Origin of the sequence: Parabacteroides sp. AF21-43 (assembly GCF_003635435.1) — a bacterium.
Taxonomy (GTDB): Bacteria; Bacteroidota; Bacteroidia; order Bacteroidales; family Tannerellaceae; genus Parabacteroides; species Parabacteroides distasonis.
In genome coordinates, this window is record NZ_QTMG01000001.1 from 88,702 (window position 1) to 103,159 (window position 14,458).

General features: G+C 45.6%; 12 protein-coding genes and 1 pseudogene. 8 read left to right on the forward strand and 5 right to left on the reverse strand.

The features are described from left to right. Positions 1–41: 41 nt before the first annotated feature. From rpsD to eno, 4 genes are all read left to right on the forward strand, one after another. On the forward strand, positions 42–647 hold the full coding sequence (gene rpsD, locus DWX84_RS00470; RefSeq protein ID WP_005867123.1) for a 30S ribosomal protein S4: 606 nt from the start codon (positions 42–44) through the stop codon (positions 645–647). A 12-nt stretch (positions 648–659) separates the two neighbouring features. Then, a complete protein-coding gene (locus DWX84_RS00475; RefSeq protein ID WP_005867125.1) occupies positions 660–1,652 on the forward strand; it encodes a DNA-directed RNA polymerase subunit alpha in 993 nt (330 codons plus the stop codon). 7 nt (positions 1,653–1,659) lie between these two features. After that, positions 1,660–2,145: a 50S ribosomal protein L17 gene (gene rplQ / locus DWX84_RS00480; protein ID WP_005867127.1), complete on the forward strand. Its 486-nt coding sequence runs from the start codon at positions 1,660–1,662 to the stop codon at positions 2,143–2,145. Between the two features lie 180 nt (positions 2,146–2,325). After that, complete coding sequence (gene eno, locus DWX84_RS00485) at positions 2,326–3,609, forward strand: phosphopyruvate hydratase (protein ID WP_005854019.1); 1,284 nt, start codon at positions 2,326–2,328, stop codon at positions 3,607–3,609. Between the two features lie 62 nt (positions 3,610–3,671). On the opposite strand, the gene DWX84_RS00490 is transcribed toward eno, so the two are convergent. Together DWX84_RS00490 and DWX84_RS00495 are read right to left on the reverse strand one after the other, a co-directional pair. Then, entirely contained in the window at positions 3,672–4,025 is a 354-nt protein-coding gene (locus DWX84_RS00490; RefSeq protein WP_008779938.1) for a DUF4907 domain-containing protein, read from the reverse strand. Next, on the reverse strand, positions 4,012–5,013 hold the full coding sequence (locus tag DWX84_RS00495) for a kelch repeat-containing protein (RefSeq protein WP_005854023.1): 1,002 nt from the start codon (positions 5,011–5,013) through the stop codon (positions 4,012–4,014). Before DWX84_RS00495 ends, DWX84_RS00490 begins: the two co-directional genes overlap by 14 nt. A gap of 271 nt (positions 5,014–5,284) precedes the next feature. Here DWX84_RS00495 and DWX84_RS00500 point away from each other — a divergent pair, with 271 nt between their 5' ends. Next, on the forward strand, positions 5,285–6,601 hold the full coding sequence (locus DWX84_RS00500) for a DUF4270 family protein (RefSeq protein WP_005867135.1): 1,317 nt from the start codon (positions 5,285–5,287) through the stop codon (positions 6,599–6,601). Continuing rightward, positions 6,588–7,792, forward strand: a pseudogene (locus tag DWX84_RS22120) (hypothetical protein). The gene DWX84_RS00500 and the pseudogene DWX84_RS22120 overlap by 14 nt, the downstream one beginning before the upstream one ends. Positions 7,793–7,881: 89 nt before the next feature. Here DWX84_RS22120 and DWX84_RS00510 read toward each other — a convergent pair. The 3 genes from DWX84_RS00510 to DWX84_RS00520 all read right to left on the reverse strand — a co-directional run bounded on the left by DWX84_RS00510 (position 7,882) and on the right by DWX84_RS00520 (position 10,382). Beyond that, positions 7,882–8,319 (reverse strand): LytTR family DNA-binding domain-containing protein, encoded by a 438-nt coding sequence (locus DWX84_RS00510; RefSeq protein ID WP_009017975.1) that lies wholly within the window; start codon positions 8,317–8,319, stop codon positions 7,882–7,884. A 123-nt stretch (positions 8,320–8,442) separates the two neighbouring features. Then, positions 8,443–9,204, reverse strand: a complete 762-nt coding sequence (locus DWX84_RS00515; protein WP_036618389.1) for a LytTR family DNA-binding domain-containing protein — start codon at positions 9,202–9,204, stop codon at positions 8,443–8,445. Beyond that, positions 9,201–10,382, reverse strand: coding sequence for a sensor histidine kinase (locus DWX84_RS00520; RefSeq protein ID WP_005867144.1), 1,182 nt, complete (start codon positions 10,380–10,382; stop codon positions 9,201–9,203). Before DWX84_RS00520 ends, DWX84_RS00515 begins: the two co-directional genes overlap by 4 nt. Before the next feature lie 117 nt (positions 10,383–10,499). Here DWX84_RS00520 and DWX84_RS00525 point away from each other — a divergent pair, with 117 nt between their 5' ends. Continuing rightward, positions 10,500–12,188: a LuxR family transcriptional regulator gene (locus DWX84_RS00525; RefSeq protein ID WP_229103500.1), complete on the forward strand. Its 1,689-nt coding sequence runs from the start codon at positions 10,500–10,502 to the stop codon at positions 12,186–12,188. A gap of 125 nt (positions 12,189–12,313) precedes the next feature. Further along, positions 12,314–14,383: an outer membrane beta-barrel protein gene (locus tag DWX84_RS00530; protein WP_048927498.1), complete on the forward strand. Its 2,070-nt coding sequence runs from the start codon at positions 12,314–12,316 to the stop codon at positions 14,381–14,383. The last annotated feature ends 75 nt before the right edge of the window (positions 14,384–14,458 follow it).

The following is a 14,458-nucleotide window of genomic DNA, read 5'->3' on the forward strand; positions in this document are numbered from 1 at the left end:
ACGGTTCCAGATTCAAACAGAACATTTAAAAAAATAAAAAAATGGCAAGATATACTGGACCAAGAACAAGAATTGCCCGTAAGTTTGGTGAGGCAATATTCGGTGCGGATAAAGTTCTTTCTAAGAAGAACTATCCTCCTGGACAACATGGTAACTCCAGAAAAAGAAAGACTTCTGAATACGGTATCCAGCTTCGTGAGAAGCAAAAAGCAAAATACACTTATGGCGTATTGGAGAAGCAATTTAGAAACTTATTCGAAAAAGCTTCACGCTCTAAAGGTATTACCGGTGAGGTGCTTCTTCAATTGTTAGAAGGCCGTCTTGACAATATGGTTTATCGTTTGGGTATGGCCCCGACAAGAGCCGCAGCTCGTCAGTTGGTTTCTCATCGTCACATTACAGTAGACGGAAGTGTTGTAAACATTCCTTCTTACTCTGTAAAACCCGGTCAGGTTATTGGTGTTAGAGAAAAATCTAAATCCATGGAGGTTATTGCCGACGCATTGTCAGGCTTCAACCACAGCAAGTATCCTTGGATTGAGTGGGATCAGTCTTCAATGAGCGGAAAATTACTGCATCTGCCGGAAAGAACTGACATTCCTGAAAACATTAAAGAGCAGTTGATCGTAGAATTGTATTCTAAATAATAATTGATTTCCATGGCGATATTAGCATTTCAAAAACCCGATAAAGTATTAATGTTGGAAGCGGACAATTTCTTCGGAAAGTTTGAATTTCGTCCGTTGGAACCCGGCTATGGTATTACAATAGGTAATGCTTTACGTCGTATTCTCCTGTCGTCACTTGAAGGTTTTGCTATTACATCCATTAAGATCGACGGGGTTGACCATGAATTTGGTACAATCCCGGGTGTTATCGAGGATGTAACAAACATTATCTTGAATCTGAAGCAAGTTCGTTTCAAGCATATCGTAGACGACATCGAGAATGAAAAAGTGAGTATTACTGTTTCGGGTTCGGAAGTGTTCAAAGCCGGTGATATTGGTAAGCAACTGACTGGATTCGAGATCTTGAATCCAGATTTGGTTATTTGCCGCTTGGATCCGACCGCAAGTTTCCAGATTGAATTGACTATTAATAAAGGTCGCGGTTATGTACCCGCAGATGAGAACAGAGACCCGAACGCAGATATGCATGTGATCGCTATCGACTCTATCTTCACTCCGATACGTAACGTAAAATATTCAATCGAGAACTTCCGTGTTGAACAGAAGACGGACTACGAGAAGTTGGTTCTTGAAATAGCCACAGATGGTTCTATTCATCCGAAGGAAGCGTTGAAGGAAGCAGCGAAGATTCTGATTCATCATTTCATGTTGTTCTCAGATGAAAAGATTGCGATCGAGACAGCGGATACTGAAGGCAATGAAGAGTTCGATGAAGAAGTACTTCATATGCGTCAGTTGCTTAAGAGCAAGCTGGCTGATATGGACCTTTCCGTTCGTGCATTGAATTGCTTAAAGGCCGCAGATGTTGAAACATTAGGTGAGTTGGTTAAGTTCAATAAGAATGATTTGTTGAAATTCCGTAACTTCGGTAAGAAGTCGCTCACTGAACTTGATGAACTGCTTGAGAGCTTGAACCTTTCATTCGGTATGGATATCACAAAATATAAATTAGATAAAGAGTAAGTAAACGATGAGACATAATAAGAAATTCAATCATTTAGGTCGTACAAATACTCACCGTGACGCAATGCTTTCGAATATGGCTTGTTCTTTGATCAAGCATAAGAGAATCTTTACTACGACAGCAAAGGCAAAAGCGCTACGTAAGTATGTAGAACCACTTATCACGAAGTCTAAGGAGGATACAACTCACTCTAGACGTGTGGTATTTAGCAATTTGCAAGACAAATTTGCTGTAACAGAGTTGTTCAAGGAAATTGCTCAGAAGATCGGTGATCGTCCGGGTGGTTATACCAGAATCATCAAGACTGGTAACCGTTTAGGTGACAACGCAGCTATGTGCTTTATTGAGTTAGTAGACTATAACGAAAATATGTTGAAGGATACAGCCGCTAAGAAAGCTCCTAAAACAAGACGTTCTCGTAAAAAAGCAACAGCAGCGGTTACTGAGGCTCCTGCAGCTGAAGCAGCTAGCGAGGAAAAAGCAGCTGAATAAGCAAGTTTTTTACAATCATATAAGAAAAGCGATTCGTATCACACGGATCGCTTTTTTTGTTTATTAGCGAATTGATAAATTTGATGAGTTATAAGGAACATTCCTTGCTTGGCTATTGTTATATTTGTGAAAAAGAAAAGTAAGACATCATTGAACAACTAATAAAACAAATATAGTAATATGGAAATTGTAAAAGTAGTAGGTAGAGAGATCCTTGATTCACGTGGCAACCCGACAGTAGAAGTAGATGTACATTTGGCTTCCGGCGCATTTGGTCGTGCGGCTGTACCCTCTGGCGCCTCTACCGGCGAGAACGAGGCTATCGAGTTACGTGATGGCGATAAAAATCGTTACGGTGGTAAAGGTGTTCTTCGTGCCGTGGATAATGTAAATAAGGTAATCGCTCCCGCCATTTTAGGTATGAGCGCCTTGAATCAAAGAGAGATAGACCATAAGTTGCTGGATTTGGATGGTACAAAGACAAAATCAAATCTAGGAGCTAACGCTATGTTAGGTGTATCGCTTGCCGTAGCGAAGGCAGCGGCTAATTATCTGGATCTGCCTTTATATCGTTATATCGGAGGAACAAATACTTATGTGTTGCCGGTTCCTATGATGAACATTATCAATGGAGGTTCTCACTCCGACGCTCCGATCGCTTTTCAGGAATTCATGATTCGTCCGGTAGGTGCGAAGAGTTTCCGTGAGGGGCTTCGTATGGGCGCAGAGGTTTTCCATGCGTTGAAGAAAGTATTGCACGATCGTGGCTTGAGCACGGCTGTAGGTGATGAGGGCGGTTTCGCTCCGGCATTGGATGGTACGGAAGATGCCTTGAATTCTATTATGGCCGCTATCAAAGCCGCTGGATATGAGCCGGGCAAGGATGTGACGATAGCCATGGATTGCGCTGCTTCCGAGTTTTATCACGATGGTGTGTATGATTATACGAAATTCGAGGGTGAGAAAGGCGCTAAGCGTAACGCCCAGCAACAAGTCGCTTATCTGAGTGAGTTGGTGAACAAATACCCGATTGATTCTATCGAGGATGGTATGGACGAGAATGACTGGGCCGGTTGGCAAATGCTAACCTCCACGCTAGGCGGAAAATGCCAGTTGGTAGGTGATGACTTGTTCGTTACAAACGTAGAGTTCTTGAAGAAAGGTATTGAGAAGGGTTGTGCGAACTCCATCTTGATCAAGGTAAATCAGATCGGTACATTGAGCGAGACATTAGACGCTATCGAGATGGCCCACCGTAATGGCTACACATCCGTGACTTCCCACCGTTCCGGTGAGACAGAGGACGCTACGATCGCAGATATCGCCGTAGCTACCAACAGCGGACAGATCAAGACCGGCTCATTGAGCCGCTCCGATCGTATGGCGAAATACAACCAGTTGCTTCGTATCGAGGAGGAATTGGGTTCCTTAGCTGTTTATGGTTATAAGACTTATAAGAAGTGAAAAAACGGGGCAAGCCTACTAATCGATAGCCGGCCTGCCCCTAACATTTAATGATTATAAATCTATTGCCCTAAATAAGAGAGTGAATGTTGTATCTCTTCTCTAGAGACCGAGAAGTTCCTGTTCCCGGCCAATTTATTTAATACGAGTGTGCCTATGTTTTCTGCGCTTTCCTTATCCGGGAACGCAATTACCGTATCAATAGAGGGAATGGTGGGTTGGTAAATCAACACCTTTCCGTTCATCCTAATCTGGTACCCCCAGCCATCCCCCGATTGAAATGTTTGCAACTCCAGTTGCCGCCCGGGAGAAGACCCCATTTCTTCACCCCGGAAAAAAGATAAATAAAACAGTAATACCGGCAGTACCACTAGGCCCGGTACGAACCAAGCCCGTCCTTTCTTAGTATTCATCATCGTCATATTCATTCGGGTGAAATTCCCAAATATCATCAAATTGAGTGGTACCACTTTTGCCGGATACTACGAATCCTTTCTCGCCAGAGGAGAAAGATGCTGTCGCCGTACGGGCAGTTCCCTTGAATTTAGCTACGTTTTCCCATAGATCGGTGGCCGGATAATATTTCCAAGTGTCGCTACGTAGGCTTCCGCTCTCACCGCAAGTCAGATAAGCGGCTCCATCAATCACGAAAGCAACCCCGTTCGTACGTGTGATCGTATAATCATCGTCATAATCCTCGTCCGAGGAATCCGATATATCCCTAAGTTGGGTCCATGATTCCGTGCTGGGATCGAATTTCCAGAAATCGTCTACATATTCGCCGTTATTTTGTCCGCAACATACATAAGCGATTCCATTTATCACGAAGCTGGTAGCGCCCTGACGCTTTGTCCCGCCGATACTGATCGTTTGCGTCCAGCTATTTGCCACCGGATTAAAGGCATAAAAGTCTTTTAGGTAATTCCCGTCGTATCCGCATCCGATATACGCTTTACCGTTTACCCCGAAGGCCACGGCTCCATATCGGCCCGAGCCGGGGAAATCCGCTTTCTGTGCCCACGTATTGGTGGTCGGGTTAAATTCCCAGAAGTCGTTCAAGTAATTGGTACCGTCGTATCCGGTTCCCAGATATCCCTTTTCATCTACCGCCATAGCTACGGCCGAATTGCGGGCGGTTCCGGGAAAGTCCGCCTTTTGCGTCCAAGTATCTCGTTCCATATCATATTCCCAACAATCCGATAAACGATTTTTTCCGTCGTTTCCGCAAATCAGATATCCTTTGTTACCGATCGTGAAAGAGGAGGCGTAATTTCGCGCCAATCCGTCCATGTCAGAGACACGGTACCACTTACCGATCAAATCATCGTCATCATCATCACTGCAAGCGCTGATGATGACAGGAAGAAAAGCGATCAAGAATACAAGAATCCTTTTGTGTATCATTCTAACTACGTGTTTTGTTTTTACGTAAGCAAAAGAACGAGGGTTTTACGAGACCCACAAATTAAATCGGTAAACATACGGTTTTTATCGGTGAATAAGCCGGATTTATAGGTTAGGGCCTCGAATGGTTTTGAAATCGGTTTCATCTTCAGTATCGGGCCGTTTACAGAGGAAACCGGTGGGTTCATGGGTTTATCTTGCCGGGTTTTGCGCTAAATACGTTCTTTGCCATCGGATTGATAAAAGATTATTCGCTTATTAAATAAGAAGTATGGTTAGAACATTCTTTGCTTTGGGGTGCTTGATGCTCTGTCTGGGACTGTTTTCCTGTTATGACGAGAACGGTACGTATGGCAGCGATCTGGTGGACTCCGCTTTCCGTAACGTTCGTATAGATACCAGCACGGTCGTAGTGACCTCGGTATTGATCGACTCGTTGGAGACATCCGGTAAGAACGTCGCTTTGGTAGGCCGGTACAAACATTCATTATGGGGAGTCGTCTCGTCGCATAGCTTTATCGCTTATGAGAGACCGAGCTATGGGACTGATCCGGACGAGACGGTCGTACTGGACTCGCTAGTCCTGTCTCTCGCTTTCGATGGTCGCTTTGTAGGAGACACGACCCTCCAACAAACCCTCTCGATTTATCAGCTAACGGAGAAGATTGTCTTAAACGATAACGGGTACTTATATAATAATAGCAGTGTCTCTTACGCTCCCGAGGCTTTGGCGGTCTGCTCATTTAAACCGAAGCCGAAGGGCGGGGAGAAACTGGAAGTCCGTCTTCCCGATGCGCTAGGGCAAGACCTCTTGTCCCGTTTTCATGCGCAGGATCAAGCGGTGTCCGAGGATCGCTTTGAGGACTATTTCAAGGGGGTGGCGATCGTGCCGGACTTGGCGGGAAGCGAGTCTCTGCTGACTTTCACGGTAGCCGATTCCTCCGCCGCTTTAGTCCTGCATTATCATTTATCCGATGAGCTTTCCACGGAGAAGGAATTATGGTTCTTCCCAAATACGGATACCCAGTTCAATCATATCGACCATGACCGTAGTGGAACGGATATGGCAGGATATCCGATGAAAGGAGTGGAGATACCTTCGGCTGAGCTTAGTAACCGGGGCGTATTATTCGGAGGCTTGGGTTGGTATACCCGTCTGGAATTCCCGTATTTGAATAATCTGATGCAACAAGGCACGCAAGTGGAGATCGAGAGCGCTTTACTTAAGATTTATCCCGAGCAAGGTACTTATTCGGATTACAATACCTTGCCGGACAGCCTCTACCTATATATCGCCGATGAGAATAATGTGGTGACGGATGCCGTGACCGATTATCTCGGTTCCGAGGTTCAACGAGGTACGCTATCGGAAGACAATACGTTTAACGAGAACACCTATTATTATTTCGACGTGACTCAATTCATGCAAGAGGAGCTAGGTGCCTTTGGCATGTATAAGCATAATCTTCAGTTGGTTTTTAATAGTGATGATTACACCGGCACGTTCAAGAACTTGACGTTTAACGATCAGGGAGGACGTAACCCGGTCACCCTACAACTCATTTATAAGGTCTATGAAAGTTACTAGATACCTTCTTTACCCTTGCCTCTTGATGGCGGCAAGCACATCCGCGCAGAATGCGATGACTTCCTCACCTTACTCGATGTTTGGACTGGGTGAGATGACTTCCGGTTTATATGGTCAAAATACCTCGATGGCGGGTGTCACTGTCGGCATGCGGGAAGGGATGCTGATGAATATAGAGAATCCTGCCGGATTGACGGCGTTGGATAGTTGTAAGTTGTTCGCTGAGGCATCTGCCTTCGTGAAGAATGAGCGATACCGCTCAGACGGGAGCTCTAGCAGCGCATTCACCGGAAATTTCTCCGCTTTCTCATTGGGAGGGCGTATCATGCGACGGTGGTATATGTCCGCCGGGGTAACTCCTTATAGTTTCGTTGGGTATTATTTTAAGTCCTCGCAAGAGTTGGAAGGATCTCCCGGAACCTTTGTAACCAGTACGTTTTCGGGGACAGGCGGGCTTTCCAAGGCTTTCCTTTCCCAGGGATTTTTATTGACCAAGCATCTATCGGTCGGTATGAATCTTAATTTTATCTTTGGAAATATGACGCAGAATGAGATACAAAGTGCGATGACAGTGTCAAGGGAGATGTCCGGCCGCTCTTTTTACGCCGATTTCGGTTTACAATATCATCGTCCGATCGCCCGGAAACCTTTCTAACGGTCGGCGCCATTTACGGTTATAAGCAACGGATCTCATTGAAAAACACGGTGACGGTGACGGGAAGCAGCACGGAAACCCCCTATAACCAGAAAAGGGTGACACAATATCTACCTCAATATATAGGTATCGGTAGCTCATTGGCGCATAAGAAATGGACGTATGCGTTGGACTATCTGTTCCGGCAATACGGGGTATTGAACTCGGGCGATAGCCGGGTAAAGTTCCGGGATTCGCATGAGCTACGCTTGGGTGTATGCTATTTCCCGAATGGATTTAGCTCCAGCAGTTATTGGAAACGGATGTCTTATAAAGCGGGTGTTTCCGTTTCCACGCCTTACCTGCGGTTGAAAGGGCAATCCGGCGGGGCGTATCGGGTAAGCGTCGGCTTGGGGTTACCCGTCTTGAATGGCCGTATCAATACGGCGTTTTATTACGATCGTCTCCAATTGCAAGGGAATGCGTTGCGAAGGGATATCATGGGCTTTACGGTGACCTATACATTAAGCGAGAAGTTCTACCAAGTGAAGCTTTAGTTTTCTGCCTATGAAACTAAAGTTTCTTCACTAGGAAACAAAAGTTTTGTCACGGAGAAACAAAAGTTTCTTCCGCATGAAACTCTTGGTTACTCTTGGAGAGCCAGATTATTCATCAAGGCGGGCAGGTACGAATCGCTGATAGGGATCAGTTCCTCGCCGATACGTATCCGCTTGCGCTCGATATAATTAATGTGGGAGAGGGATACGATGTAAGAGCGATGTACCCGGCAAAAACGATTCCTGTCCAGAAACTCCTCGAACCGCTTCAAGCTGACTTGCGTGAGCAGGGGCTTGCCATTGATACGGTGTACCTTTACATAATCGCCGTACCCCTCGAGGAAAAGGATCTCTTCCCGGCGGAGGCGGATGATCTTGCTGCCCTCCCGGACGAAGATGGGGCGTTCTGTTTGCTCCTTGCTCAGCACTTGGTGGACATCGGCCAAAGCCTTGTCCAGTTTCTCGAAATATCCCATGAGCGTGTTCAGGGTCGAGGTGTCTCCGTCGAAAGTGATACATTTCAGCATAGTGTTTTTATCTTTATTTGTTGTACCGCAAAATAACAGGAAAGTTCGGTAAAGAAAGGTTAAGCGCCGATTAGTGGTATAATCGGGTCGGTGAATCGCCTTACGGGAGGGGGTGAAAAGACATTATTCCTCTTCCCTCAGAATCCATTTCTTGAAGACCGGGGTCTTGGTTTTGCTAATGATAATACGTTCGGGGACAGGTAAAGTGAGGTTGACGGACAGGCGGCTCCCGAACCAAAGATCTATATCCTTGATGGCATTGCGTGAAATGATGAATTGACGGTTGGCCCGGAAGAAAAGCCTCTCGTCCAGTTGCTCTCCCAACGCGTCGAGGGTACGGTCTACGGGATGTTGTTTTCCGTCGAAGGTATAGGCGGTAACTTTCTCGTTGGCCGTATAGAAATAAAGGATCTCCTCAACTGGTAACGGATAGAATTTATCGGCCAGCATGATCAATAAGCTCTTGATCGTGTGGCGACTCTGGATTGTACGGTTCGTTTGCCGGATATGCGCCAGCCTTTCCTCGGTATCGAACAGCCGTAATTTATTCAAGGCCCTTTCCAGCGAGGCCAGCGTGACAGGTTTCAGTAAATAATCGATACTGCTTACTTGAAAAGCCTGTAACGCATACTCATCGTAAGCGGTCGTGAAGACTACCGGGGCATCTATCTCCACCTGCTCGAATATCTTGAACGCCGATCCATCCGCTAAATGGATATCCATGAAGATGATATCCGGATGAGGCGATGTCCGGAAAAACTCCACGCTCTCTTCGATACTCTCCAGCTCGGCGATCACCTCGATCGGGGTAACCGTATTTTGCGCTAGGATCGCCTTTAAGCTATTAACGGCGGTAGTCTCATCTTCTATAATAACTGCTTTCATGAGTGAATGGGTTTATTAAGTAAAGGAAGCGTGACCTTGAAATATTCCTTGCGGTTGGAGATCTGGATGTCCTTTCCGGTAAGCATCCGGTAGCGCCCCCATAGGTTCTTCAATCCGATACCGCTACCTTTGCTATCTTCCGACTTAGGATGTATTTTATTGGATATGATTAGTTTGTCCTCATGGGTGGTATAGATATCGATCTGTAGCGGGTATTGCTTGCTGATAACGTTGTGCTTTACGGCGTTCTCGATCAAGGGGAGTACGCTCAATATCGGCAGATACCAAAGTAAGTAAGGGGTATCCGCTTGGATGGAGAAGAATAGTTTTCCCTCGTAGCGCACGCTCAGCAGATAGGTATACGCCTTTACGAATTGAAGTTCTTCCGCTAGCGTAACCAGCTCTTTCTTGTTGCTTTGCAAGATATACCGGAAGACGTTGGATAGCTCATCCAGATAAGCCAACGTCTGTTGTTTTTCTCCGCTCTGTATCAAGGCGTTCAATCCATTTAAGGAGTTGAAGAAGAAATGTGGGTTGATTTGTCCCATCAAGGCGTTATAGGAATTCTGTAACTTCTCGGTCTTCAATTGTTCATATTCCAGTTTCATTTGTTGCTTGCTGCTTAACAGGCGGATTAGTACGGAACTTAGCATAACCGTAAGGAAGACGAAAAGATGCTCCGTCATGAAAGAGTTAGGGACCGTGAAAGGCTTGGGAGGTACCGGTATGCCCCGGCGTTCGGCAGACCTGATGGTTTGCGTAGCCATCCTGCCCCGGTCGATGCGGATCATGATATCCTGGGTAGCTGGCTGGGGCCCATCTTCCCCAAGCCATTCTACGAAAATGGCCGTGTACAAAACCGGCGATAGATGAAACATGCCGTAGGCGATGCTGATACAAGTTACGCAAACCAGCAATACCCTTTTATACTCTTTCCTGCGGAAAAGCTTGTCCCCGAGCTTATACATCAAGCTGTTGACAATAAATAAGATGAAGGAGAACACGAAGAACCAGATTAGCAAATAATACATGGTGCGATCCGGAGGCTGGATACCCATGCTCGGGTTTCCGGTCTCGAACTCATATTTACGCATCAGAAGGGCGAAGTTCACGAAAATACTAAGCAAGACGGATATCGTGAAGCCGATCAATAAGTCGTTTCTTTTTAATTGTAACATAGATAAACCCTTTGTCTGCTTACAAAGATAGGGCTTCCTTATCCGAGCGGGAAAAGGAATCGACGAAACGGATAAAAATATCGGTGAATCGCCCGGGCTTCCGAAAATAATGTACCTTTGCCGGAAATTAGGATCTCTGTCGCTATGACGAAATGGTTTGTCTACATATTTCTGGCCAGTGTCTGCCTGTTGCTTTCCTGTGGCGGTAAATCCGTCCGGGAAAAATTTGCGGAGGCGGACCGGTTGGTAAACGAGAATAACTTAGATAGTGCCGCTTGGCTGCTGGAGGAGCAAATAACGCTTTCCGCTCTTTCGGATAGCGATAAGGCGGAGTATGGATGGAGGCTTGCTTGGCTTCATCTTTTGCAGGATCGCAGCTTGGTGAACGACTCACTCATCGACTACTCCGTGGATTATTATAAGGAGCATGCCTCGGAGCCTTTACTTTCCGCTTATTTCGTAAAGGCTATTTATATGGGTGATTCCCGGAAGGGATTGGAACAAAGGCGTTCCTTGTACCGGGAGGCGATAGATTCCGCTTTTTCCCGTTCGGATTCGACCTACCTTGTGCGTTTTTATGACAAATTAACTTCTATGACTTTCGGTGAGGGGTTGTATCGGGAAACGATCGCGGACTCGAAGGAATGGGAAGCTTCGCCAAAAGCCGGATTTAAGGAGATGGCCTATTATATGGCCGGGTTGAGTTATAGCCGCTTGCAAATGAGGGATTCGGCGGATTATTATCTTCGTTTGGCGGTGGATTCGTCCTTGGCTAAGGATATAAAATGGTATGCCCATCATTTTGCCCGCAATTATGCGGATTTCTTGTATGACTTTAATCCCAAGGCTTCTATCAGCTATTTGCGTTTGCTGAAGGAACGTTATCCGGAACGAGAAATCTTGGGATCCTATGTTATGCCTTGGATCAATCTTGGGGAGCTGGATTCTGCCCGGAAGTATATCGAGAAGAATACGTTAGACTTGGAGCGTAGTCACAGCGATGATATAGCCTCGCATGCGCTGAATTATGCCTATCAATTTATATTGGACGTAAAGGAAAATAAACCGGTGGATATTTCCCGATTAGGGCAATATTGTGATTCTTTGTATATCGTGAAATCGCAAACGGAGAAGGCGGAGCGAGAACGCTTGATCGACCAAAACCGTTTGCGCCAAGCGAACCTTCGTCTGGAGATGAGCCGGCAGCGCACGTTCTCTATCTTGGTGATCGTCTCCTTGTTTTCTCTATTGGTCGCTGGTGGAGTTTCCATCTATATCCGTAACCGAAGGAACCGTTTGATCGATATGGAGGAGCGTTTGGAGGCCTTGCGTCAGCTCTTGGACGAATCGAGGCAATCCGTAGCGGAGGAGGAGAAACCCGATAGTGCCTTTTTCCGTAAGGTCTTGTTGCAGCAATTGGGTGTTATCCGCTTGATGGCGACTACTCCCACGCAACAAAATAAGGAATTGCTCCAGCAAATGACTCGTATCACGAATGAGGATGTCCCGGTAGATACGCTTTTGGTATGGGATGACCTGTATCCGATTATCGATGCGGTCTATGATAATTTCCATACGCATCTGGTCCGATTGTCTGATGGGCGTTTGCTGGAAAAAGAAATCCAGCTTTGCTGCTTGTTATGCGCCGGCTTCTCTACCAAAGAAATCAGTGTGGTTACCCAGCAAAGCGTCCGTACGATCTATCAGCGCAAGACGGACATCCGCCATAAGCTGGGTATGGACGAGAAAGAGGATATCATCGGCAATATAAGTGCTCAAACGGCAAATATAAACTTTTCTCTCTAAGTCGTTCGCTAATACTTTGTAAATCAGTATGTGCGCATAATGCCTTGCACTTTAGTTTCTTGCCTGTATAAATCGATTTTAGCTGTTTACCTCCTTACATTTGTCTCGAATCAAATTTGAATTTTATGAGAAGACAAGTATTATTTGTGGGATTGATTTGCGTTGCCTTTTTGGTAAACGCGCAAGAGGAGAAAACGATCGATTTGGATGAGGTTACCATTCAAGCCTCTTCGATTATAAGGAAGAAAGACCGTCAACTTATATTCCCCTCTAAAGACCAAATGCAGCGCTCGATGGATGGCTTGGATTTGACAAGGCGGATGTCTTTACCTCGTCTATGGGTAGATCCGAATACGAAAAGTATCTCTATGGCGAATGGAAACGTTCAGTTGCGTATAAATGGCGTGTTGGCTTCTTCCTTAGAAGTCGCGGCCCTCTCGCCGGAGGATATCAAACGGGTGGAATATCACGATAACCCCGGCTTGCGATATGGGGAAGGAATCGATATCGTCTTGGATTATATAACGATCAAGCGGACTTCCGGAGGAAATCTCGGCGTGGATTTAAGCCATCAATTAAACACGTTTTGGATGGCAGATTATATATATGGTAAGTATAACCGAGGACGTTCGGAATTCTCTTTATCCAGCTTTGCGAACGGACACCGGTATAAAGAGGCATGGCAAGACCGGACGGAAATCTTTCATACCCCAGATGGTACCTTCCAGCGAACACAGGAAGGAATCCCCGGGAGGGATTATGAGATGTATTGGACTACGACGGCGAATTATAACTACACGAAGGATGATGATTATTTCTTGAACGCTAAGCTGAATTTTTATTATTATGACTATCCGCATAACTATAGCAGTGCCCTTTTAAGGAATAGCGAGAGCAAGATGACGACCGATCTTATCGATAATAATAAATCCTTGAATACCCGTCCCTCGCTCGACTTGTATTATTTCCGGAAATTACCACGTAAACAATCATTGGCTGTCAATGTCGTGGGAACTTATTCGAATACCGATAGCCGTCATACCTACCGGGAAGAACTGGAAAGTATTCCTTTGACAGATATTTATACGAAAGTAGATGGAAAGCGCTATTCGGTAATCGGAGAGGGTATCTACGAGAAAGAGCTAGAGACCGGTCGTATTTCCGCCGGTTTGAAACATACGCAGGCTTATACGGACAACGTATATTCCGGTTCCGGTGATTATACGACCCATATGACGGAATCTGAATCGTATATGTATGCGCAATACGTAGGAACTTGGAAGAAGTTGGTTTATAACGTAGGTTTGGGCGCCTCCCGTAATTATCTATCGCAAGAAAACTCGGGCTCTTATAATCGGTGGTATTTCCGCCCGCAGGTAACACTTACTTATACTATCAATGAGGTATTATCCGCTCGTTATCGGTATACCCTGCGCAATGTAAACCCATCCTTGTCTGAGTTGAGTAATGTGGAGCAATGGATTGATTCCTTACAGGTTCGTAGAGGTAATCCGGGTCTATCCCCTTTCTTATATCATAACAACGCCGTGGAATTTCATGTGAATACGGCAAAGGTCAAGGCCGGCTTTACTTTCTCTTACCAATACCAGCCCCGCATGGTCATGGAAGAGACCCTGTATGACGTTAGCCGGGGACTTTTTATCCGTACCTACGATAACCAACGGAGTTTCCATCGTTTTACGCCGGAACTGTATTTGAATTATTCACCCTTCGGCGATTATCTGCGCATGAATATCTCCGGAGGCTTGAACCATTTCCAATCGAATGGAAATAGCTATTCGCATACATACACGGATCCCTTCTATGTGATCTCTTTGAATAGCGATGTGAAGAACTTTAATTTTAACCTGTTGATTTATAAGAGAAGCTATAGCTTTTCGGGTGAGACCAGTCGTGAGGCCGATCGTTTTAATAGGTTGGGTATCGGTTATAGGATCGGGAAGGTTCAGTTAAGCGCTTCTTTCTCTACTCAATTTACCTCATCCGCCCGTTACCGGAGTAAGAACCATTCAGCGATCGCTCCCTATGTGACCGATCAGCGTTTTGGTGATATCTATCCGGGCTTCGAGATTGGATTCTCTTACCACTTAGATTTCGGTCGCAAATACAAATCCGTGGATCGTAAGTTGTATAATTCAGATAATGAATCGGGTATATTGAATAGTCGGAAGTAAGTTACTGTACATTCATACGTGAGGTATTGAAGTATATCTCCTATAGGGAAGGGAGTGTTATATTACGAAAATGAC